This window comes from Enterococcus sp. DIV1279b (assembly GCF_050531515.1).
Classification (GTDB): Bacteria; Bacillota; Bacilli; order Lactobacillales; family Enterococcaceae; genus Enterococcus_D; species Enterococcus_D casseliflavus.
Genome location: NZ_CP172891.1, coordinates 1,065,456 through 1,086,851 on the forward strand (window position 1 = coordinate 1,065,456; position 21,396 = coordinate 1,086,851).

The window sequence follows — 21,396 nt, forward strand, 5'->3', positions numbered from 1 at the left end:
AATGATGAGCAATCAATTGTTTGATCAGCAGTTTATGCATGGCGGGGATTACAACCCCGATCAATGGCTGGCTTATCCAGAAATCTTGCAAAAGGACCTTGCTTATATGCAGCAAGCCCATGTCAACACTGTCACATTAGGGGTGTTTGCTTGGAGTGCCTTAGAGCCGCAAGAAGGCGTTTATCAGTTTGACTGGTTGGATCGTGTGTTTGATCAGATCCATGGCATCGGCGGCAAAGTCATTTTGGCCACTCCTAGCGGTGGGCGTCCTCAATGGCTGAGCCAAAAGTATCCCGAAGTCAATCGGACCAACGCCCAAGGGCAAAAACATACCCATGGGTTTCGCCACAATCACTGTTACTCTTCACCGATCTATCGGGAAAAGGTGACGCAAATCAATCAGCAGTTGGCAAAACGGTACGGCAAGCATCCGGCATTAGCCATGTGGCATATTTCCAATGAGTACTCTGGGGAATGCTTTTGCTCCTATTGTCAGGAAAACTGGCGCAGCTGGCTGCAAAAAAAATATGGTGATTTAGCCACGTTGAATCATGCCTGGTGGACTTCTTTTTGGGGCGGTACGTACTCTGATTGGTCGCAGGTTTTACCGCCTTCACCTTTAGGGGAACACAAAGTGCATGGCATGGATCTTGATTGGAAACGATTTGTCACAGATAGGACGATCGATTTTTATTTGCATGAATGTGCGCCGATCCGTCAGCTGACACCGGACATTCCTGTGACGACGAATTTTATGGCGGAAGGACATGCTACCCAAGATTTTATTCCTTTAGAAGGCATTGACTACAGCAAGTTCGCTCGTCATGTGGACATCGTTAGCTGGGATAGTTACCCTGATTGGAACAACAACTTTGAATCCTTGGCAGCGACAGCGATGAAATCCGCCTATGTACATGATCAATACTGGTCATTGAAGAAACAGCCCTTTTTAGTGATGGAATGCACGCCGAGTTTTGTTAACTGGCATTCCTTTAATAAAGCGAAAAAGCCTGGTGTCCATCAGTTGAGTGCCATGCAGCAGATCGCTCACGGCTCAGATAGTACCTTGTATTTTCAATGGCGCCAATCCCGCGGCAATTCAGAAAAATTCCATGGAGCAGTCGTGGGACATGATGATTCCACGGAGAATCGGGTCTTCAAAGAAGTTGCGGCTTACGGCAAGCGCTTGGAAAAAATCAAAGAGATTCAAGGAACCACAAGAAAAAAAGCAGTGGCGATCCTTTTTGACTGGGAAAGCAACTGGGCATTGAAGCGAGGCGGCGGGTTTGGTCGACCAACCAGACGGTATCCGCAAACGTTGCAGGAGCATTATCGTTATTTCTGGGAACAAGACATCGCTGTCGATATTTTGACGCCAGAGCAAGATTTTTCTGACTATCAGTTGGTGATCGCTCCAATGCTTTACTTGATGACATCAGAGACGATGGCAAAACTTTGCCAGTATACACAAGCCGGTGGTACCTTGATTTCCAGTTACTTTAGCGGCATGGTCAATGAAACCGACTTGTTGTATCTGGGGGGCTTGCCACAGCCGTTGCGAGCATTATTAGGCATCAACGTGTTGGAGCTGGAAACTCTTTTTGACACTGAACACAATCAGTTGGTTTTTCAAGGACAGCCCTTTGAAACACGGGACTATTCTGCAATCATCGAAGCCGAAACAGCGGAGGTACTAGGGGAGTATCAAGCGGATTTTTACCAAGGAACACCTGCGATCACCAAACATACCTTTGGTGCCGGCACCGCCTACTATCTGGCGGCTCGCACCAACTATGACTTTTTCGAACAGTTTTATGCCTCTTTGGTCCGTGAGCTGTCCTTGGCAGAGGAAAGGATCGCGCATGCCAATCCTGCAGTCTCGATCCAAGGCAGGATCAGTCCAGAACGAACGTACTTTTTCATCATGAATTTTTCTGAGAAAGAGCAGACACTACACTTGATCAAAGAAGTCGTTGATTTAGAGACCAATCAAGCAGTCCCTCAAACAGCAACCTTGGCGCCGTATGAAGTGCGAGTGGTTTATTTTAACAATTAGCTGACCATTGGAAAAAACGTCCCTTTCGACAAATGCAGAAAGGGACGTTTTTTTGATGAATGGTTTATCAGAAATCATTCTGGATCGGATGCTTGGTGCTTTTTCATCCATTGAGGCAATGCGGCACTGATTTGTGTCGGCAAAACGACATAGTGCTCTTTTGCCAATGCTTCGCCAATCAGGCTATGGAGATAGACAGCCGCTTGGATCGTTTCCTCTGTTTTTTCAAACTGTGCCAAAAAGCTGGTGATCATGCCTGCCAGCGTATCACCCATCCCACCAGTCGCCATTGCGGGTGTTCCGAGGGGATTTTGGGCGATGTTGCTGCCGTAAATTTGTGTGCGATGGCTTTTTAAGACTACCAGACTTCCGAGTTTTTGTTGGGCTTGCTGGTTGTTTTCTTCTGTCTGGTCGGCAATTGCCAGTCCGCTGAGCCGTTGCCATTCCATCTGATGCGGCGTGAAGACGACTTGTTCAGGAAAGGGGATGATCAGCGGATATTTGGCAGCCAAATTGATCGCCGAACCATCGATCACCAACCATTGGTGTTCTTTTTGGGCAGAAACGATCCGCTGCAGCAGATCAAAATTGCTTTTTCCTTCGCCTAATCCAGGACCAATCAGTAGGACGTCCGCCGATTCGGTGACCGTATCGATCAGTTCTGTTTGCTGCCAATCGACAAACATCGCTTCAGGCAAGCGGGCGTGCAGGGCGGTTCGGTTGACGCCATCGGAGATCACGGTGGTCAAACCAGTTCCCCCATACACACAGGCTTGCGCAGCCATTAAGATCGCCCCACCGAATTGGCGGTTGCCCCCTACTAAAACGGCTCGGCCAAAAGTGCCTTTGTGGCTTTTTGTCGGGCGCTGTTGGATCACTTTGGATAAAATTGCAGAATCAAGTTGCTCCATGCAATGACTCCTTTCGTTAATCAAAATCGAGTTATATTTATTATACCTGTTTCCTAGAAATTTCATAGAAAAGACCCATGGAAAAAGGCGCAATTTTTTTTCCTTTTTTGGTTTAAGAGTGTTATCATAAATAGCGAGAACAGAAATGGAGGGAACACTATGACAATCGATTGGAAAAAAGAGGTCGAAGCCCGCAAAGACGATTTGCTGAACGACTTGATTGATCTATTGAAAGTGAAAAGTGAAAGAGAAGATGATAAAGCGACTGCGGATGCGCCATTTGGTCCTGGACCTCGTGATGCGTTGCTACACATGCTAGCTTATGGCGAACGTGATGGCTTCACAGTCAAAAACGTCGATAACTACGCTGGTCACATCGAATTTGGTGAAGGAGACGAAACATTAGGGATCTTCGGCCACATGGATGTTGTTCCTGCAGGTGACGGCTGGTCAACCGATCCTTATGATCCAGTCATCAATGACAACAAAATCTATGCTCGTGGTTCTTCTGATGATAAAGGTCCTTCAATGGCTGCCTATTATGGGATGAAGATCATCAAAGAATTGGGCTTGCCATTATCGAAAAAAATCCGTTTTGTCGTTGGTTCTGATGAAGAAAGCGGCTGGGCAGATATGGATTACTACTTTGAGCATGAAGAAAAGCCTGATTTTGGCTTCTCACCAGATGCCAATTTCCCAATCATTAATGGAGAAAAAGGAAATGTGACATTAGGGATCCATTTCCAAGGCAACAATGAAGGAGACTTCACGCTGCAAAGCTTTACTGCTGGCTTGCGAGAAAATATGGTACCAGGAACGGCAACAGCAAGCTTCATTGCTCCATCAACAGAAGAAGCATTAGCGATCGAAAAAGCCTTTTTCGATTACGTTGAAGCCAATCCAGTGACGGGGACGATTGAAACAGAAAATGAACAAGTGACGATCGAATTAGTCGGTAAAGGTGCTCATGGTGCCAGCCCACAATCAGGAATCAATGCGGGGACTTTCTTAGCAGTCTTCTTAGATAACTATGCCTTTGGCGGCGGCGCAAAACAATTCATCCATGCAGCAGCAGCCTATGTCCATGAAGATTTCTACGGTGAAAAATTAGGTGTGGCGTACGAAGATGAAAAAATGGGTAAATTGACTATGAATGCTGGTTTATTTGCTTTTAAAGCGAACCAAGCAGGAACGCAAGCAGACAACTTTATCGCATTGAACTTCCGTTATCCTAAAGGCGTAACTGCGGAAGGACTTGAAATCGGTGTGGAACGCACCGTCGGTATGGAAGGGGCAACCGTTACCCGCAATGACCGCAACATGGAACCTCACTACGTGCCAGCAGATGATCCATTGGTAGAAACTTTATTGGCGGTTTATGAAGAACATACTGGCGAAAAAGGCTTCGAACAAATCATCGGCGGCGGCACATACGGCCGTCTATTGAAACGCGGCGTTGCTTATGGCGCAATGTTCCCTGGCTATGTTGACACCATGCACCAAGCCAATGAATTCATGAGCTTGGATGACCTATTCAACGCAGCGGTGATCTATGCAGATGCTATCTACCGTTTGGCGAAATAAAGAGAGATTGATTGGGTCTGTTCACTCGCTAAATAAATACAATTGAACGTTTCGTGCGGCATTCTCGTATCTTTTTCATGTGAGAGAATGCCGCACTTTTTTAGTATGGAACAGGGGGATGAGTAGTAAAAAACACCTCATAGTGATGAGGTGTAGAAGCAATTAGTCTTTACATTTTTTCTTTAGGATTGCGTCAGTGAGGATTTCTGAAAAATCTAAATGCATAGTTCGTCCTAGTTTATCCGCCCATTGAGGAATCGCCAGTTTTTTCTCGACGAAGGTTTGATTCTCTAAATATTCTGAAACATCAACAAGGACCATCGATAGAAATGATTTTTCTTTGTCGTAATCGAATTCAAAATCTAAATCGTCTATAAACGGATTATTCGCTTCCAGTGATAAACAATTAATGGGGGTAGAGAGCGGAATCTCCCGATTATTTTCAATACAATCTGCCAAAACGATTCCGAGCCAATCGGATGCCATGAATAAAGCATCGGCGATGTCTAAGCCTTGAGTGCCGACTTGCTCAGGAAAATCAGGAAAAGAAATAAAATACTTCACTTCGCTTTCGTCTGTATCGGTGTAATAAAACAATGCAGGGTAACTTGCTAACATAGTGTACAACTCCTTTTTCGCGATTCTCTACAGATCTGATTGCAATGGTAGCGCTCTTATTTTTCACTAGTACCTAGTAGTCTTAGCAAGAGTTGTTGCTTTTTTATTGTACCAGTGTCATAAATACTGAACAATAGGCAATATTTTTTTAAGAGGAGAGTATCAATTCAGAAATTCTGATGATTGAAAGAACATCATCTTTTGTGGTAATTTAAAAATCTTTGTGTCTATTATTAATGAAAATGTTATATTTTGTTATTGATATCAAATCATCCGAATGATTTACTTTTTGTAAGGAGTTGAAAAGTGATGCCTGATTTAGTGAAATTTATTTTGGTTATTCTGGCGATTTGGGTGGTTTATCAAGTATTTACGACGATTTTATTTACCCTTTCCCAAAAAGCAGTTGCCAAACGAATCAAAAGCGGGAAGATGTCTGATCAGCAGTTGGCGAATTTGTACCACGCTGTAGCACGAGCAAATCAAGGAAGCAATTTCCAAGCGATTTTCTCTTATGGGCTCTTTTACCGCAGCCATGCAAAGCAAAGTGATGCGGTCTATGAACTGTATCGCGCAGAAATGGCGAAAAGAAATCTGTTGTAACCAACTGTGAAGCAGCTGCTTTCGAGAATATTGCTCGAAGTAGCAAAAAAGCCTAGGTCCTGCACAACAAGTGCAGAACCTAGGCTTTTTTGGTATTTACTGGGCAGCAAGCTGTGACAGATAAACACAGCTCCTTGCTGCAGCTATTTCTTGTCTTTGCTGCTTTTTTGATCCATGCCCGCACCGATCGCTACACCTAGTGCGATGCCTAAACCCATGCCTAATGCTAGATTGTCAAAAAACAGCATCCCAAACGCAGCACCTAATGCCATTCCGACACCGATCCCCAGTCCCATATTGTTAGAAGCGGCTTCCTTTTCTTCAGACGTTTGCGGCGGTTTTTTCGTCATTGTGAAAAACCCCTTTCTTTTTAGTATAGAGGGGTTTCGTTTGGATGACAAATATTCGAACTGCTGCTCAGTGATATGCATCAGGAGAGTGCAACCGCTAAGTATGGCAAACGGGTTGAACCATTGGTCTATCTTCCGCCGGGCAAATAGTTACGCTCGGGGTTGTAGCGACGAATGATCTTATTTTCAGCGAGTACGTGCTCATAATAATAAACAGGCGCATCCTTAGTCTCTAGTCGAAAAACAAAGACGAGCGGAACCTTTAAGACGGAATAGCGCGCGGGGATCGCAATATACGATTTTTGATTGCGCTCCATCGTCAGTGCGAATTCATCAAACAAAAGCGCCACTGGTGTGGGAAAGTTTACCAATTCATAATAGTGTTTTTCAAATGCATAGGTTTCTTGTTTTGCATAAGCAATTTTTGCAGCTGGCATACACATTCACCTCACTCGAATTATACGAACGTTTGTTCTGTTTGTAAAGTGAAAAATTACCAAGCGAGGAAAAAGGAGGCGTTCTCTATGAAAAAGATGTTATGCTAACAAGAAATTTGCTACACTAGAGAAAAGAAGGAATCAAAAAGGAGCAGATACCATGGATTACGAACGTTTCGCACGATTACAGGCACGCTTTGCCGATGAAAAACTGCTGACCAAAGAAGGGGTCTATCGGTTGCGTTTGTCAGGGAAGGCGCAGTTCGAACTAGCCTTTATCAAAACCGGACCCTGTGGCGAGTCTGTCTACCAGCCGCTGATCAAGGGCACTTTTGCTGAAAAAGAAGCAATCCCTACCTATTTGCTGGATCTTGCGGCGCAGCCTATGACGCAAATCAGTCAGCGAACCTCCGAAAATGAAGCAGTGTTAGATAAAGCGTTAGTAGCATTAATGGAAAAATGTGAGCAGGCAGTTGCCGTCAACGAAGCCGCACAAGAAGCCGCACGTTGATTAGCATGACAAAGATACAAGAGCCGCCTGAACCTGATTTTTTACACTAAGCAAAAAACGATCCTGACAAGATTCCTTGCCAAAGATCGTTTTTTATTTTCCCGTGGTAATTAGTGTCCTCATTCGCCGAAGTGGTCTGAGAAGCCTTGTTGTTTCATAAAGGCCGCAACATCTGGACGTCGCGGTTCACGGAAAAATTCCGTCATTTTCGTTTGCCAATTGGTTTGCTGTTGATTGCTGCTGCGCTGTGCATAATAGGCTTCTGTCGTTTGATTGTACTGGGCTGTTTGCTCCTGCGTCAGCGGTTGATACTGATCGACACTTACGATCGCTTCTTGGGGCAAGCGGACTTTCGGCTCATTTCTGTGTTGCGGATAGCCGATCGTTAAACCGAATAACGGAAACGTCAATTTTGGTAAGCCGACAAGTTCTGCGATACGAGGCAAATCATTGCGGATGCCGCCGATGTAACAAATTCCTAAGTCTTGCGCTTCAGCGGAAGCTACCATGTTTTGGGCAGCGATGGTCGTATCAACGACAGACACAATAAATGGTTCCATCGTGGTTAAGTGGGTATCAGGCACCCCTGCTTGGGTCAGCAGCTGCTGGTGTTTATGTAAGTCGGCGACAAAAAGATAGAAGACGCCCGTTCGAGTGATGTAATTTGGGGCACCGGCAATTTCTTCGATGGCAGCCAGTTTTTCAGGATCACTGACCTCAATGATCGAATAGGCTTGAACAAAGTTCGAACTGGAACCGCTCTGGGCAACCGTTACTAATTTTTGCTTGAGTTCCTTTGATAGTGGGCGGGGTTGAAAATCTCGGACAGAGCTGTGGCGGGTAAAAGTATCAAAAAGATCCATCGTTTTTCCTCCTGTAACGTACAAATTTCTTTCTTCCTTAGTGTAACAGAAAAAAAGGAATGGGAACAAAAAGAATGTTTTCAAAAAATTTTCAAATTGATGTTTTATAGTTGCCAAGCACAAAAGTTTCCGTTATGATAATGATACATTCTTATTATTATTCCTTAGGGGAGTAACCGGTGGCGCAAGCTGCGATAATATCAACAGTAAGTAAGCTGGCGACAGCTTTCTGGTATTATTTGAAATGGTGAGACCTAAGACAAGCGTATACTTGTCTTAGGTCTCTTTTTTTCTAGCAGAGTGCCTAAGGAAAATAAAATTAAAAGGGGCAAAAAAATTGGCGAAAGAAATGTATCAAAAAGAAATCTCGGAAATTATGGCAGAGGTCCAGAGCAGTCCAGAGGGGTTGACGCAGCAAGAGGCAGCCAAGCGGTTAGAAAATGGCTTGAACCAGCTGAAGGAAGCACCTAAGAAATCTAGCTTTGCCTTATTCTTAGATACCTTCAAAGATGCGATGGTGATCGTCTTGCTGATCGTGGCAATCATCCAAATGGTTATGGGTGCCCACGTTGAGTCGATCGTTATCTTCGCAGTACTCTTGTTGAATTCCGTCGTCAGTGTGATTCAAACGAAAAAAGCCGAAGGGTCGTTAGACGCTTTGAAAAGCCTGTCGGCACCAGATGCTAACGTCATTCGGGATGGCAAAGAACAAAGTGTGCTGGCGAAAGAATTGGTTGTCGGCGATATCGTTATTTTAGAAGCTGGGGACTATGTACCAGCAGATGGTCGATTGATCGAAGAGGGTTCTTTGAAGGTCGATGAAGGAATGCTGACTGGGGAATCAACGCCAGCGGAAAAAGAATTAGGGGTGATCGATCGTACCGCACCGATCGGCGACCGTGACAACATGGTCTTCAGTGGAACGATCGTCACTTATGGACGTGGTCGGTTTATCGTAACTGCGACTGGTAATGTGACGGAAATCGGTCAAGTGGCTGGCTTATTGGAAAGTACAGTTGAACACAAAACACCATTGCAAAGAGGATTAGACAGCTTCAGTAAAAAACTGAGCTTGGCGATCTTAGTCCTTTCATTGATTATTTTAGGGGTTCAAGTCGCACGGTTGTTCTTAGGTGACGGAACAGGTGATATGACACAAGACTTAGTCAACGCCTTTATGTTTGCGGTAGCCGTAGCCGTTGCAGCGATTCCAGAAGCCTTGCAATCGATCGTGACGATCGTTCTTTCGATCGGAACAAAACAAATGGCGAAGCGTCATGCCATCATTCGAAAACTACCAGCGGTTGAAACATTGGGTTCAACGAGTATCGTTTGTACCGATAAGACCGGGACTTTGACCCAAAACAAAATGACCGTTGTTGACTACTATTTACCAAATGGGCAAACGGGCACGTTCTCCGATGAGCCAACCACCTGGACATTGCCTGAAAAACGCTTAGTAGAGATCAGTGTCTTGGCCAATGATGCTGCCATCAGTGAAGATGGGGCGAAGCTAGGAGACCCTACTGAAATTGCTTTTCTGGATTACAGTGAGAAACTAAATCAGCCTTATCGGGCAATTCGTCAACAGTTTCCTCGTTTGCAAGAATTGCCTTTCGATTCTGATCGTAAATTGATGTCTACCTTACATGAGATCGATGGCGAACATTTATTGTTGACCAAAGGTGGGCCAGACATCGTCTTTGGGCGCAGTACCAAAGTCTTGATCGATGATCAAGTCGTGCCTTTAACAGATGAAATCAAGCAGAAATTACAACATCAAAACGAAGAATTCTCAAAACGGGCATTACGGGTCTTGGCGTTTGCTTACCGTCCATTGACCGATGCCCAATCACGAGAATTGACACTTGAAGATGAAAACGAGCTGATTTTGGTTGGTTTGATGGCGATGATCGATCCTCCTCGTAAAGAAGTCAAACAAGCCGTAGCGGATGCTAAATCTGCTGGTATCAAAACAGTAATGATCACAGGGGACCACAAAACGACAGCCGTGGCGATTGCACAAGAGATCGGTATTTCAGCCGAGGGCGACTTAGCCTTGACCGGTACGGAATTGGATGCTCTTTCTGAAACCGAACTAGCGGATCAATTAGACAAAATCACAGTCTATGCTCGTGTTTCGCCAGAAAACAAAATCCGTATCGTGCGGGCTTGGCAAGACAAAGGCAAGATCTCTGCCATGACCGGGGATGGGGTCAATGATGCACCCGCCTTGAAACAAGCGGATATCGGGATCGCAATGGGAACCGGAACGGACGTTGCCAAAGACGCAGCGGCGATGGTCTTGACGGATGACAACTTTGCCTCGATCATTCGTGCCGTAGAAGTTGGCCGAAACGTCTTTGACAACATCAAAAAAGCTATTTCGTATTTGTTTGCTGGAAACTTAGGTGCGATCATTGCGATCGTCTTTGCCTTAGTGATGGGTTGGGACAATCCATTTACTGCCTTGCAGCTGCTCTTTATCAACCTAGTCAACGACTCATTACCAGCGATTGCTCTAGGAATGGAAAAAGCCGAACCAACGATCATGCAGCGCCAGCCAAGAGATCCAAATGCTGGTATCTTCACTGGAAAAACATTGATCTCAGTAACGTATCGTGGTATTTTGATTGCCGCTGTCGTGATTTTGGCACAATGGTTAGGAATGAACCAATCACCTGAATTAGGTGTAGCGATGGCCTTCTCAACACTTATCTGGAGCCGAACATTGCAAACATTACCAGCACGCTCAAACACTGAGACTGCTTGGCAAGCTGGCCTTTTTGCCAATAAAATGGTGTGGTTGGCGATCGTCGTTTGTGGTGGACTATACAGCATTACCTTGATTCCTGGCATCCGTGAAGTCTTTGCGATTCCAGCAACCTTCACTTTAGGACATGTCGGTCTATGTATCGCAATGGCTGCTGTGGCAGTTGTTTTGATGGAAATCACGAAACTGATTATTATTGCCGTTCAAAAACGTCAAGGAAACGCCTAAAGCAAAAAACGTATCGATCGTTTGATCGATACGTTTTTTTGTCGTTTATCCTCACTGCTTAGTTGATTTTTTTCAGCTGACTGATTTGGGCAGCGACTTGCTTCAAGAAGGCTTCTTGACCAGCCGGCTGTTCTTGGCTGTAAAGGTAGGCTTCGTATTGCTGCGTCAAGCGGATAAAATCACCATGGAACAGTGGATAGAATGCTTCGAGTCGTTGGGCATAATCGATCAACGGCTCCGCCTCGTTACGGTACAGAACTTTCGTCGTTTGCCGTAAAAACAAAGGATAGGCAGCAACTAGCGGCTGTTTGGTAAAGCGGCAGATCAACCATAAATGAATACGGAAAAACGAATGGCGGAAATAGAAAAGTAGGCCAAGTCCTAGGATAGCTAAGCCTCCAAAGAAGCCATTGCGCAGCGTTTGTTTCAACTCCTCAGTCAACCAAACGTCATCGGAAACCGCGGCTGTTGCAGAACTGCTGGTCGTGGTTTCGCTGCTTTCTGTTTCCCTGCTGCTCGATGGTGTTGTTTCGCTGCTAGCGGTCGGTGTTTCTTCGGATTTAGTAGATTCTTGAGTCAACACGGGACGATCTGGATTTTGGAAACTAGGGGTCGGTTCAAAAGGTACCCAACCGTAGCCGTCAAAGTAGACTTCCACCCATGAGTGGGCATTCAAGTTGCGAACGGTATAGGTAGTAATGCCGTTTTCTGTTGCAGGAGATCCAGGAGAAAAGCCTTTTGCCCAGCGAGCAGGGATCTCTAAACTCCGTAGTAGCACGACCATTGCCGTGGAAAAATTGTCGCAGTAGCCGACTTGTGATTCAAATAAAAATTGATCAACATAATCTTGCTCTTCTGCAGGCACGACGGCATCGGTTTTGGAATAGCGGAATACGAGCGGATCTTTCAAATAGCTTTCAACCGCCGTGACTTGATCAAACAGACTGTTGCTTTCAGTGGTGATCTCAGCTGCGAGATCTCGTACCCGCTGCGGCAAAGAATCGGGTAACTGGATATAATCGATCAGAGAATCCGGATAGATCAAAGGCAGATTTTGGAGATTTTCTGCGGCAAAGTCTGGATGGTCCCAATCGAGGGTCAAGGTGGTGTCTGGGAGTGGATCAATGAGATCGACCCGCTGGATGGCGTCGCTGATCTGAAATCCGCGAGCACCGTTTTCAAGGGACAACGTGCTGCGTCCATAGGGCAATGGGACATAGTCTCCATGGTTTTGAAATTGGACCCGAACGGATTCGTTCTCAAGATAGGCTTGCTGATAGCTTTGATCCGCGATCGTGACGCCCTCTGCTTCTAAGCGAGCCTCTTCGCGGCTCGTACTGATCCAGCCCTTACCAGAATAAAAATCTTTGCTTTCCACCCGCCAGTAATGCGGGGTTTCTTGTTGCGCTTCAAATAAAATCGTCGCATCATCCAGTAGTGGTCCGCCTAATTGACGGTCGTTTTCACTGAATCCAGTGCGAGAGCCGCTGGGCGTGCCATGTTCTTCAATAAATTGATAAAAACCCAGCTGATTCAGATTTGTCCGTATAGGCGTGGAACGGGCTGCCAACTGTTCCCGCAGGCTCGTTTGCGGCAAGTAGACAGCAGTGACGGCTAGTCCACCAATCAATAGCATCACAGCGAACCAGGGAGCGATCGTTTGACTGGATTGAAAGACGCTGCGCTGGATCAGTGAAGAAGCCAAGGCACAAAGAAAAATACCCATCAAATGCCACGTCAGATCAAATTGATTAAAAATCACGACTGTTAGCAAGTAGCCGATCATGGTAGCGTAAATCAAGAAAAAGCGTTGATAAGCGATCGGTAAGATCGCTAAAAACAAAACCCAACTAACAATCAATGTCACCGCCGCCAGTTCGGTGATATAGCCGACTTCACCGCTGAGGATCTCTTGAAAGGCACGGTGCAGGTCTAGCCAAAAACGCAGCAGCCAATCAAAAGAAAAGGCAGTCCCATAAGGAAAGATCCGATACAAGACGATCAGCCAAGCGGCTGCCAGCAAAGGCAAACTGTAACGGACTTTCGGCACCACGGTCAAAATCAAACAGACACTAAAGGCATAAGTTAAAAGGGTGAACTGATTGCCAAGGTCATAAACTGCGATAAACGGCAAGATCACCAGTGATAGACTGAGAAAGGTCAGAAGACCAATCAGCGCTTTCTTAATAAATCTCATCCTACCGCCTCCTCAAGTTTATTCAACTGCCTCATTAAATCAGCGTAGGTAAACACTTGGCAGCTGTTTTTTGCTTCCAACTGACTGAGGTAGTCTTCCAGTTGTGGGGTAAAAACCGGGGTAATGAAGACAAGATGGCTGCCAGTCAAAAGCGGTACCCCTTCAGGAACTTTCTCGAAGGGAAGGATCTGGGCATAGGCAGCGGCATCCGTTTGGTAAGGAGAAGTCAATCCGTCACCAATCAAGAGCGGCTGAAAAAGTCGTTGATTTTGCGAGAAATGGTGGATCGAATAAAACAGTGATAAAGTCTCTTCAAAAGCAGGATGATCTTCTCCCCAAAAGAGCAGAACGATGTCTTGTTCTTCTTCATGTTCTCGTTCGCGATAGATCAATTCCTGTTGTTTGCTGGATAATTTCCAATCGATATTTTTTAAGGAATCCCCTAACTGGTATTGACGGAACTGTCGAATAGAAAAATTGGGTTCCCCGTGGGTTTGGCTGCGGACTTGCTGTTTAAAAAATGGCAGCAGGGTAACGGCTTCTGGCGCCAATTTAGGCAGGATCAAAATCGATTGTTTCGCAACTGCAGCGTAGCTTTTTTCAAAAAAGCCAAAGAGATCATGGCTGTACAATTGAACGGGCAATTCTTCATAGATGCCTCGCTCCTTTGGGGTCCAAGGCAGCTGCAGCCGAATCAGATTGCCTCGATAAAAGGCGCTGTGATGACTTTCCTTGAAACGATCGTCAAATTTTAAGGTGAAATCGACCAGCGGCAGCAGCGTCGGGCGATACTTGAAGACTTGCAGCGGTAAGGTGATCGCTGTGTGTGTTTCAGCTTGGATCGATTCTTCTAAAATGATTTGGACCTTCTTGAGGGAGGGGAGCAAGAATACTGCATCAAGCAACAATAACAAAGTCAGTAAAAACCAAAGGCTCCAGCCAGCATTATTATTGAAGATCACACAATAAGCCAGCAGCAGAAAATAGGCAGCGCTAAACAACAGGAGGCGCAGCAGGCGTTCAAGCTTCTTTTTCTTCATCGCTATCTCCTCGTTGGGACAGGCACTCGTTGGATCATCTGTTTCATCAAGTCTGAAAGGGTCTCCGTGCTGGCATGAACGCCACCTTTCAGTAATAAACGATGACCGAAGACTGCTGGTAAAATTCGCTGCAAGTCTTGCGGCGTGACAAAGGTCCGACCTTCCGTCAACGCTAACGCTTTTGCCCCTTTTAAGAAGGCGATCCCACCACGAGGGCTGATACCAAGGTCAATGGCATTATGCTGACGGCTCGCTTGAACCAGCTGCAATGCGTAACGGGCGACCCGCTCATCGACATACACGTCATCGACCATCGCTTTTAAAGCAGTCACTTCATCAGCATGTAAAATGGTTTGGATCTGATCCAAGCTTTGCTGTCGTTTTCCAGTCAAGAGGGCGAGCTCATCTTGAAAATCTGGGTAACCGATATGCAGGCGGAACAAAAAACGATCCAATTGGGCTTCAGGCAAAGGATACGTTCCTTCATACTCGATTGGATTTTGCGTGGCTAAAACAAAAAAGTGGGGACTCAATGGGTACGTTTGATTGTCGATGGTGACATGATTTTCTGACATGGCTTCTAAGAGTGAGGCTTGCGTCCTTGGTGTGGTTCGGTTGATCTCATCTGCCAAGAGGACGGAGGTGAAGATCGGGCCAGGACGAAACTCGAACTGGTGGCTTTGGGAATTAAAAATCGACACACCTAACACATCGTTAGGTAAAAGGTCTGGGGTAAACTGTACCCGTTTGTAGTCACTTTGAATGGCTTTGGCTAACGATTTGACCAACATCGTTTTCCCAACACCAGGGATATCTTCGAATAAAACGTGTCCGCCAGCAAGCAGCGCAGCCACGGTAAATTGGATCACATCTCGTTTGCCTAAAATCACTTTTTCCACTTCTGCGATCAAGGCATCTATTTTTTGTAATTCAGCGGTCATCTGATAACCTCCCTACGTTCGTTTCTTCCATTGTAACGGTTTTCTAGGACTGTCGCAATTTTCGTGTAACAATTAAAGAAAATTTCAAGAATATTCAAAAAAGAGAAATCCTTTCTGCGGATTTGCGAAAGAAAAACAAAAAACTTCCGAAGCGTTTCCTCGGAAGTTTGCGTTTGATAGAACAGAAGCGACTAGAAGGTGTGGTGCAAGAGGTCAGCGGCGATCTGGTCCGCCTGCCGTAAATTCCAAGCATCGGTTCCTGGCTGAGCAGTGGCAGCCGTCAGCCAGTGGATGCCTTCTGTGGGAATCCCAAAACAATAGAGGGTAGGGTAAGGGCGGTCATCTGGTCCGAGGATCTGATTGGTCTCAGGATCGATGGCGATCGCACCCGTCTCAAAAGGCACCTCATTGGGGATCGCCAACTGGTGCGGGTGAATAATCCGATCGTTTAGCAGTTGCCGCAACAAGGAATTGTTGGTTCGACGAATCGCTGTCGATGGAATGCGAGCCTCAATTAGTTGCGTCGCGTGATAGCGTGTGTCGTCAAATCGCTTTGAATACGTACAGTAAGCCTCCTCGATCTCAACAGTCATGTCAGGACCTAGTAAGGTCACCACTCCCGCTTCCATCAATGCCACCAGTTCCTGCAGTCGCTGAACTGGCGGTCCGATCGATAAAAAGCTGTTCAAGGGAACGAAAGACTGCCAAAAGAGTGTTTTCAAGTCTTGTACTGGCATTAGCTGATGATCGAGAACAAACCGAATCGGGTCCCGCAGATCTTTAAAGACTTCCAAGGCACTGCTGATAGGTCCTGTTAGATTGCCTTTTTCGGCATCTTGGATTTGGGTACGTAATAGTGCAATGAAAAAGTCTTGCAACGACTGTTGCTTTTTCTGAGCAAAGGGGTCGGCTAGTTGTTGCCATGACCACCACTCCGTCGTAGGAAGCTGCCATTTTTTCAGCAAGTCTTCAGCTCCTTCAGAGGCAACAAAGGCGGCGGTAAAAGCGGCAAGCTGATCTTTGTCCAGCAGCTGTTTTTCTAAAAGCAGCGTCTGATAATAGACGAGTTCTGCCTCTTTTTTTAAATAGAAGAGTAGGGTCTTGCCAGCAACCGTTTTGGCTGCTTGCCAAGCAGCGAGGCGTTCAGGGGTCAAAAAAACGGGCTTTCGCTGCTGCGTCGGTGTTTTTTGATTGCGGCCACGAGGATGATATGGGACACCCCGACGAGAACCTGCGATGATTTGTGGTTCTTCACCAGAAGGTTGATAGACGAGGGATCCATTGACTTTGACGAAGGTGCCGCCCCGACCGCTGGTCAAGCGGGTGACGTAATCGTAAAAGGCAAGTCCTAGTCCCCGTAAAATCACAGGTTCGCCAGCTTTCACCGCCGTTAGATCCGTATCTGCCGCATTGGCTGGCGGTGCATAAAACCAGCCATTATTTTCTGCGGCCGCCGCCAATCGTTGTTCTGCTGCTGACAGTTGGGCTTGTGAATGGCCTGTAGCTAAGACGACGGCATCAACAAGAAATGTTTGGTGAGCCGTCGTCAACTGGTAGCGATTTTTGGAAAGAGGGGTCAAGGAGCTGACACTGTCTGACAGATGGTTGACGGTAATGGATTCAGGCAGCTCTTTTAATAGCTGCTGATAAAACCACTGCTGATAGAGGCCATATAACGCCCGCGAGCAATGCCCGTTAGGATCAAGTGAATCAAGTGCTGTGCATTCCGTAACGAGCTCAGGAGCATGCGTGGCTGCGAAATGTTTCCCTTCTGTCACTGCCCATTCGTATAAGGTAGGTCCTTTGACCACGGGACCGCCGGTGCTTAATGTGTCATCCGTGAAAAGGGTGACTTGACTGGTTACAGAATTCAATAGCAGATCCGCCGATTGGTCCGTGCGCCAAACTGCCCCAGGAAGAAAGGGATCAAACAGCAGCAAGTCGATGGCTTGTTTGTTTTGTTTGCTATGAGCGATCAGTCGTTCTGAAAGTGAAAGTCCACGAGGACCAGCACCAATGATAGCTATTTTCATATCACACCGCCTCAATTATTCTATGGTCTTTGTGTCATCAACGGGCTAAGTCAAAAGGTGTCTTGCGGAAAATCAGCCAGTGCATGCCTAGCACCATGGCTTCCTCGATGGCATCGATATAATGGAAAGTAGGCTGATTGGGTTGTTGCTGCAGCAATGGATTTTTTTGGATCGCGTCTAAGAGATCGGTTTTTACTGCATCACTGCTGGCTAAAATAATACAGTGGGGGGCAAAAGCTGCATTGTAAAATGGCAGTAAGCTTGTCAGGCGCTGAACCAAAGCCGTGCGGTCTTGCGGTGCCCCTTGATCCAAGTAGCCGGGCAAAAACTTTGCCTCTCCCGCTAGGGCGTCTTTTCCTTCTAAAAGTGCACCATTGACCAGGAGCGTGATACCAGGCATGCTTTTTTCGGGATTGTACATGCCGACGATGGTTTGCTGCAAAGAGATCTGTTGGGCGATGCAATAGCCGATCGTTAAAATATGGGCATCGTTTTGACAGTAGAAGGGCAGTGCAGTGACCTCTGCCACGAGGGCTGCCAGGTGCCAGCCATTGAATTTTTCATACCAGCTGGAAGTCACGGTTCCTCCACTGATTTTTCCTGGTAAAAAGAGGGCGATCTGTTCCACAGAGGGAAATAATGCTAGCTCGTTCGTTACACATTCTTGAAAGCGATGAGGGGCAACATCAGGAAACGGCTGGTCGTGTTTTGCCAAAACCTTCCCCTTGCGGTCGATCAGCATGGACCAAAGAGCCAAGGAACCATCGTGATCAATAAAGCTAAGCAAAAGAGAATGACCTCGGTCTTGGTTGAGCTGATAGGTCACAGCAGGGCGCCCTAGCTCTTTTTGCTCCAGCGGACCTTTAGTGATTTCCCCCTCTGCCAACAATTCTTTTAATAATGAGTTAGTGGTGACCATGCTGATGCCGGTTTTCTTTACTAAATCGGAGGCGAATAATGCCCCGTTTTGAAATAAGGTTTTTAAAACCAGCTGTTTGTTTTGCTGGCGAATGGAATGGGTGGTAGAAGCCATAGGTGTTCTCCTTAATGAAGTGATTTAATTAAGTATACCGACGGGATGGAACGATGTAAAGTTTTTAAAAGACTGACTTGACGGAAAACTTGAAAATAAGTATACTTAATTAACAATGTTAATTAAGTGGTTCGCCATAAAGAGGACACGAGGTAGAGGGGAAGAGAAACGTATGATCAAATTAGTCATCACAGATTTAGACGGTACATTTTTGAACAGCCAAGGCAGTTTTGATCGGCCTTATTATGAACAAGTCAGCCAACAAATGAAAGAAGCGGGTGTTGCTTTTGCTGCGTGTACCGGCAAACAGTGTGAACGAGTGGAAGAACTGTTTGGTGAAGCAGCAGCGGATGTTTGGATTCTTGGGGATAGCGCGACCCGCATCAAACATCAAGGCGAATACATCTTTGAATCACTGCTGCCAAACGAATTAGGGCGGCGGATCATTGCGAAGCTCGCTGCGATTGCGCAAGATCATGTGATCATCGCCTGTACACCGACTGCGGCATACATTGCGGAAACGACCAATGAAGCAGATGCCCAGAAAGTTCGCGGCTCTTATCGGGTGGTCAAAACGGTGACGGATTATCAAACCATCACCGAAGATTTTGTGAAGCTCACTATTTTTGATCCCAAACTACGTTGCTTTAAGCATGTCCAACAGTTAGGTGAGTTTACAAACGACGCCTACATCGTGGCTTCGGAAGCCGCTTGGATCGATATCACCAATCAAGGCGTCCACAAAGGAACGACTGTGGCACACTTGCAAGAATTGCTGCACGTCACACCAGAAGAGACTATGGTCTTCGGCGATGGCTTGAACGATTTGGAGTTGATGGCAGCTGGCACGTTTAGTTTCGCCATGAGCAATGCCTTTGAGGAAGTCAAGGCAGCGGCAGCGTTTGTGACCAAGTCAAACGATGAAAATGGCGTGCTGAAAACCATCGAACGTCTGTTACCGCTACAAATGAACCAATAAAAAAACCGCTCCCTAGCAGGGATAGCACGTACTTTCATTTGACTGAAAGTAGAGTGCTGCCTGTTGCTAAGGCGCGGTTTTTTCGTTATGCATGTGGTTGACTGACGCTATAAGGATAGGCATCGGCTGACCACTCTTTGCTGCGAGGGACGATACCTAGCTGGAAGTTCAATGTACCACCGGCAGTCAATTCTTGGTGGGTGAAAAACAATCGCTCGAAGGGTTCTTCGTTCAATGTGATTTTATCCACGAAGAGCTGTTGCGGCGCATTGGGCGTGCTCTTGATCACTAAGTCTTTGCCTGAAGCAAGATGTAGTGTTGCTTGATCAAATAATGGCATGCCGATGACATATTCCCCCGTCCCTGGTGTGACTGGATAAAAGCCCAAGGAGTTGAAAATGTACCAACCAGCCATGCTACCGTTGTCTTCATCGCCAGGAAAGCCTTTGGGCGAGTAATTGAAGCATTGTGTCAATAGCTGCTTGATCAAGGGCTGTGCCATTTCTGGTTTGCCCAAATAGCTGAATAGATACGGATAGTGGAAGCTTGGTTGATTGGAGATCGCCAGCTGACCAAAATCGAGTGCAGCCATCTCGCTCATTTCATGGATCTCAAAGCCGTAGCCTTCTGTCGTATAGCGAGGTTCTTGATTGCACAAGTCGATCAGTTTTGCTTCAAAGGCCGCTTTGCCGCCGTGTTCGGCGATCAAGCCAGCGAAATCATGGTAAACAGCAAAACTGCTTTGCCACGCACTGCCTTCTGCATAGTCTAAGCCCCAGCGTATGTCACTGAATTCTGGACGAAAGGCACCATCGGGATCTTTTGCCCGCATAAAGCCAGTTTCCTGATCGAAAATGTTGCGGTAGTTTTGCGATTGCTGCTGATAATAGTCTGCTTGCTCGTCACCCAGCTGTTGCGCGACTTGTGAAATACAAAAATCACTGTAACAATAATCAAGGGTGTGATTGACCGATTCATGATGCGTCAATGGCACATACCCATAAGTCAAATAGTCCGTCGTGCCGCGCCGACCATAATTGGGATTTTCACTTTGGACGGTGGCGCCTTTTTTCATCGCTGCTAAAAATTCGGGCATCAAATCAGGACGAATGCCTTTTACTGCGGCATCAGCGATCACGGCATCGATCAGCGTCCCTGGCATCAATCCACGCTCATCTGGCGATAGCCATTTTGGTAAAAAGCCGCTTTCGCGATAACTGTTCAAAAAGCCTTCCAGCATGTCTTCCAATTGTTCGACAGCCAAGAGTGAAAAGAGCGGGTAGACAGTTTTATACGTATCCCAAAAGCCGTTGTTTGTATACAGTGGTCCTGGTTTGATTGCTTTTGCCAAGGTATCCCAATGCATTTTGCAGCCCTCTTGGTCGATTTCGAAGAAGGTTTGAGGAAACAAGAATAAGCGATAAAAATTATGATAAAAAGTAGAAACTTGTGTTTGATCGTGATGCTCAATCTCGATTTTTTGCAAAAAATGATTCCATTGCTGTTGGACAGAAGCCAGATAATCGTCAGGAGCCCATTGCTGTTCCCGTTGCAAGTTCAAACAAGCTTGTTCGCGACTGAGAAACGAGGTCGCAAAACGGATCGTCTGTGTTTGGCAATCATCAAAGCGGAGAACGACGAAGGCTTCTTTGCCTGTCAAGGCACCTTCGATCGCCGTGGTGGGTGTTTCAAAACGATAGACGAAATGGAAGGTGAAGCGTTCATCTTCGCACCCTGAAAATACGATCAGTTGACCAGCCACTGTTTGTTCATCCACCTGTTCTAAGACATAGTCACCCGGCAGTGACAAGCCAAGACCTGGCTGATCCCCGCAGTTTTCAATAGTCAGCACACCGCCATACATACTGGGGATCAAAGTCGTTGTTGTTAAATACCGCTGCGTCTTGATTTTAAGAAAGGCTGGATTAAAGGTGCTTTCTTCGGGACGATACGAGCTTTGCGCATGGAAAAGGGTATTTTCAGAAAGCGTGCCGTTTATCGGCAGCATCGTCAGATGGCTGAAATCCCCCATCCATGGGCTAGGCTGATGGGTGAGGCGAAAGCCCTGAAAGGTTCGATCTTCTGGATGAAACCACCAACTGCCGCGTTGATCGCTGGTTTGCGGGGCAAAGTAGTTCATGCCAAAAGGAACCCCTGTATAAGGCAGGCAGTTGCCGTGGGAAAAACTATATTGGTTGTCTGTTCCGTGTCGTGTGTCGATCATTGATACGTTCACTTG

17 protein-coding genes are annotated in these 21,396 nt (G+C 46.3%); 6 read left to right on the forward strand and 11 right to left on the reverse strand.

The genetic code is table 11. The features are described from left to right. The first annotated feature begins 1 nt into the window (after nucleotide 1). The gene (locus IGI71_RS05025; protein ID WP_225000974.1) at nucleotides 2-2,056 is read left to right on the forward strand and encodes a beta-galactosidase; all 2,055 of its coding nucleotides are present in this window, start codon (nucleotides 2-4) and stop codon (nucleotides 2,054-2,056) included. Between the two features lie 74 nt (nucleotides 2,057-2,130). Here the strand turns inward: IGI71_RS05025 and IGI71_RS05030 are convergent, their stop codons facing one another. Continuing rightward, the gene (locus IGI71_RS05030) at nucleotides 2,131-2,967 is read right to left on the reverse strand and encodes an NAD(P)H-hydrate dehydratase (protein WP_034857687.1); all 837 of its coding nucleotides are present in this window, start codon (nucleotides 2,965-2,967) and stop codon (nucleotides 2,131-2,133) included. Nucleotides 2,968-3,126: 159 nt separating this feature from the next. Between IGI71_RS05030 and pepV the strand changes: the two genes are divergently transcribed. Then, entirely contained in the window at nucleotides 3,127-4,551 is a 1,425-nt protein-coding gene (gene pepV / locus IGI71_RS05035; RefSeq protein ID WP_005225493.1) for a dipeptidase PepV, read from the forward strand. Nucleotides 4,552-4,713: 162 nt separating this feature from the next. Here pepV and IGI71_RS05040 read toward each other — a convergent pair whose 3' ends face one another. After that, entirely contained in the window at nucleotides 4,714-5,169 is a 456-nt protein-coding gene (locus tag IGI71_RS05040; protein WP_081116579.1) for a type II toxin-antitoxin system HicB family antitoxin, read from the reverse strand. A gap of 309 nt (nucleotides 5,170-5,478) precedes the next feature. Between IGI71_RS05040 and IGI71_RS05045 the strand changes: the two genes are divergently transcribed. Then, entirely contained in the window at nucleotides 5,479-5,772 is a 294-nt protein-coding gene (locus IGI71_RS05045) for a hypothetical protein (RefSeq protein ID WP_005234725.1), read from the forward strand. Nucleotides 5,773-5,915: 143 nt separating this feature from the next. On the opposite strand, the gene IGI71_RS05050 is transcribed toward IGI71_RS05045, so the two are convergent. Together IGI71_RS05050 and IGI71_RS05055 are read right to left on the reverse strand one after the other, a co-directional pair. Next, nucleotides 5,916-6,122 (reverse strand): hypothetical protein, encoded by a 207-nt coding sequence (locus IGI71_RS05050; protein WP_015509297.1) that lies wholly within the window; start codon nucleotides 6,120-6,122, stop codon nucleotides 5,916-5,918. A gap of 128 nt (nucleotides 6,123-6,250) precedes the next feature. Next, on the reverse strand, nucleotides 6,251-6,559 hold the full coding sequence (locus tag IGI71_RS05055; RefSeq protein ID WP_008378984.1) for a DUF5960 family protein: 309 nt from the start codon (nucleotides 6,557-6,559) through the stop codon (nucleotides 6,251-6,253). Between the two features lie 160 nt (nucleotides 6,560-6,719). On the opposite strand from IGI71_RS05055, the gene IGI71_RS05060 reads away from it, so the two are divergent. Continuing rightward, nucleotides 6,720-7,070 (forward strand): hypothetical protein, encoded by a 351-nt coding sequence (locus IGI71_RS05060; protein ID WP_005225497.1) that lies wholly within the window; start codon nucleotides 6,720-6,722, stop codon nucleotides 7,068-7,070. 119 nt (nucleotides 7,071-7,189) lie between these two features. Here IGI71_RS05060 and IGI71_RS05065 read toward each other — a convergent pair whose 3' ends face one another. Next, nucleotides 7,190-7,933 (reverse strand): NADPH-dependent oxidoreductase, encoded by a 744-nt coding sequence (locus IGI71_RS05065; RefSeq protein WP_154694288.1) that lies wholly within the window; start codon nucleotides 7,931-7,933, stop codon nucleotides 7,190-7,192. Between the two features lie 349 nt (nucleotides 7,934-8,282). Here IGI71_RS05065 and IGI71_RS05070 point away from each other — a divergent pair, with 349 nt between their 5' ends. Further along, the gene (locus IGI71_RS05070) at nucleotides 8,283-10,934 is read left to right on the forward strand and encodes a cation-translocating P-type ATPase (protein ID WP_016608271.1); all 2,652 of its coding nucleotides are present in this window, start codon (nucleotides 8,283-8,285) and stop codon (nucleotides 10,932-10,934) included. Nucleotides 10,935-10,992: 58 nt separating this feature from the next. Here IGI71_RS05070 and IGI71_RS05075 read toward each other — a convergent pair whose 3' ends face one another. The 5 genes from IGI71_RS05075 to IGI71_RS05095 all read right to left on the reverse strand — a co-directional run bounded on the left by IGI71_RS05075 (nucleotide 10,993) and on the right by IGI71_RS05095 (nucleotide 18,178). Continuing rightward, nucleotides 10,993-13,131 (reverse strand): transglutaminase-like domain-containing protein, encoded by a 2,139-nt coding sequence (locus IGI71_RS05075; RefSeq protein ID WP_289230481.1) that lies wholly within the window; start codon nucleotides 13,129-13,131, stop codon nucleotides 10,993-10,995. Further along, complete coding sequence (locus tag IGI71_RS05080; protein ID WP_010747771.1) at nucleotides 13,128-14,171, reverse strand: DUF58 domain-containing protein; 1,044 nt, start codon at nucleotides 14,169-14,171, stop codon at nucleotides 13,128-13,130. The genes IGI71_RS05075 and IGI71_RS05080 overlap by 4 nt, the downstream gene beginning before the upstream one ends. Before the next feature lie 2 nt (nucleotides 14,172-14,173). Continuing rightward, entirely contained in the window at nucleotides 14,174-15,112 is a 939-nt protein-coding gene (locus tag IGI71_RS05085) for an AAA family ATPase (RefSeq protein WP_005225502.1), read from the reverse strand. 191 nt (nucleotides 15,113-15,303) lie between these two features. Further along, nucleotides 15,304-17,145, reverse strand: coding sequence for an FAD/NAD(P)-binding protein (locus tag IGI71_RS05090; RefSeq protein ID WP_194185454.1), 1,842 nt, complete (start codon nucleotides 17,143-17,145; stop codon nucleotides 15,304-15,306). 37 nt (nucleotides 17,146-17,182) lie between these two features. Further along, nucleotides 17,183-18,178, reverse strand: coding sequence for an ROK family protein (locus IGI71_RS05095; protein ID WP_430616196.1), 996 nt, complete (start codon nucleotides 18,176-18,178; stop codon nucleotides 17,183-17,185). Between the two features lie 172 nt (nucleotides 18,179-18,350). Here IGI71_RS05095 and IGI71_RS05100 point away from each other — a divergent pair, with 172 nt between their 5' ends. Next, on the forward strand, nucleotides 18,351-19,157 hold the full coding sequence (locus tag IGI71_RS05100) for a Cof-type HAD-IIB family hydrolase (protein ID WP_096741439.1): 807 nt from the start codon (nucleotides 18,351-18,353) through the stop codon (nucleotides 19,155-19,157). A gap of 85 nt (nucleotides 19,158-19,242) precedes the next feature. Here IGI71_RS05100 and IGI71_RS05105 read toward each other — a convergent pair whose 3' ends face one another. Next, nucleotides 19,243-21,393 carry a GH92 family glycosyl hydrolase gene (locus IGI71_RS05105; RefSeq protein WP_096741438.1) on the reverse strand — a complete coding sequence of 717 codons (2,151 nt, stop codon included), beginning with the start codon at nucleotides 21,391-21,393 and terminating at the stop codon, nucleotides 19,243-19,245. Between the last annotated feature and the right edge of the window lie 3 nt (nucleotides 21,394-21,396).

Excerpts from the sequence above, each read along its gene's own strand:
- IGI71_RS05040 (WP_081116579.1), bottom strand. The coding sequence starts at position 5,169 with ATGTTAGCAAGTTACCCTGCATTGTTTTATTACACCGATACAGACGAA.
- IGI71_RS05065 (WP_154694288.1), bottom strand. The coding sequence starts at position 7,933 with ATGGATCTTTTTGATACTTTTACCCGCCACAGCTCTGTCCGAGATTTT.
- IGI71_RS05100 (WP_096741439.1), top strand. The coding sequence starts at position 18,351 with ATGATCAAATTAGTCATCACAGATTTAGACGGTACATTTTTGAACAGC.
- IGI71_RS05030 (WP_034857687.1), bottom strand. The coding sequence starts at position 2,967 with ATGGAGCAACTTGATTCTGCAATTTTATCCAAAGTGATCCAACAGCGC.
- IGI71_RS05085 (WP_005225502.1), bottom strand. The coding sequence starts at position 15,112 with ATGACCGCTGAATTACAAAAAATAGATGCCTTGATCGCAGAAGTGGAA.
- IGI71_RS05055 (WP_008378984.1), bottom strand. The coding sequence starts at position 6,559 with ATGCCAGCTGCAAAAATTGCTTATGCAAAACAAGAAACCTATGCATTT.
- IGI71_RS05050 (WP_015509297.1), bottom strand. The coding sequence starts at position 6,122 with ATGACGAAAAAACCGCCGCAAACGTCTGAAGAAAAGGAAGCCGCTTCT.
- IGI71_RS05025 (WP_225000974.1), top strand. The coding sequence starts at position 2 with ATGATGAGCAATCAATTGTTTGATCAGCAGTTTATGCATGGCGGGGAT.
- pepV (WP_005225493.1), top strand. The coding sequence starts at position 3,127 with ATGACAATCGATTGGAAAAAAGAGGTCGAAGCCCGCAAAGACGATTTG.
- IGI71_RS05075 (WP_289230481.1), bottom strand. The coding sequence starts at position 13,131 with ATGAGATTTATTAAGAAAGCGCTGATTGGTCTTCTGACCTTTCTCAGT.
- IGI71_RS05070 (WP_016608271.1), top strand. The coding sequence starts at position 8,283 with ATGTATCAAAAAGAAATCTCGGAAATTATGGCAGAGGTCCAGAGCAGT.
- IGI71_RS05090 (WP_194185454.1), bottom strand. The coding sequence starts at position 17,145 with ATGAAAATAGCTATCATTGGTGCTGGTCCTCGTGGACTTTCACTTTCA.
- IGI71_RS05095 (WP_430616196.1), bottom strand. The coding sequence starts at position 18,178 with ATGGCTTCTACCACCCATTCCATTCGCCAGCAAAACAAACAGCTGGTT.
- IGI71_RS05045 (WP_005234725.1), top strand. The coding sequence starts at position 5,479 with ATGCCTGATTTAGTGAAATTTATTTTGGTTATTCTGGCGATTTGGGTG.
- IGI71_RS05080 (WP_010747771.1), bottom strand. The coding sequence starts at position 14,171 with ATGAAGAAAAAGAAGCTTGAACGCCTGCTGCGCCTCCTGTTGTTTAGC.
- IGI71_RS05060 (WP_005225497.1), top strand. The coding sequence starts at position 6,720 with ATGGATTACGAACGTTTCGCACGATTACAGGCACGCTTTGCCGATGAA.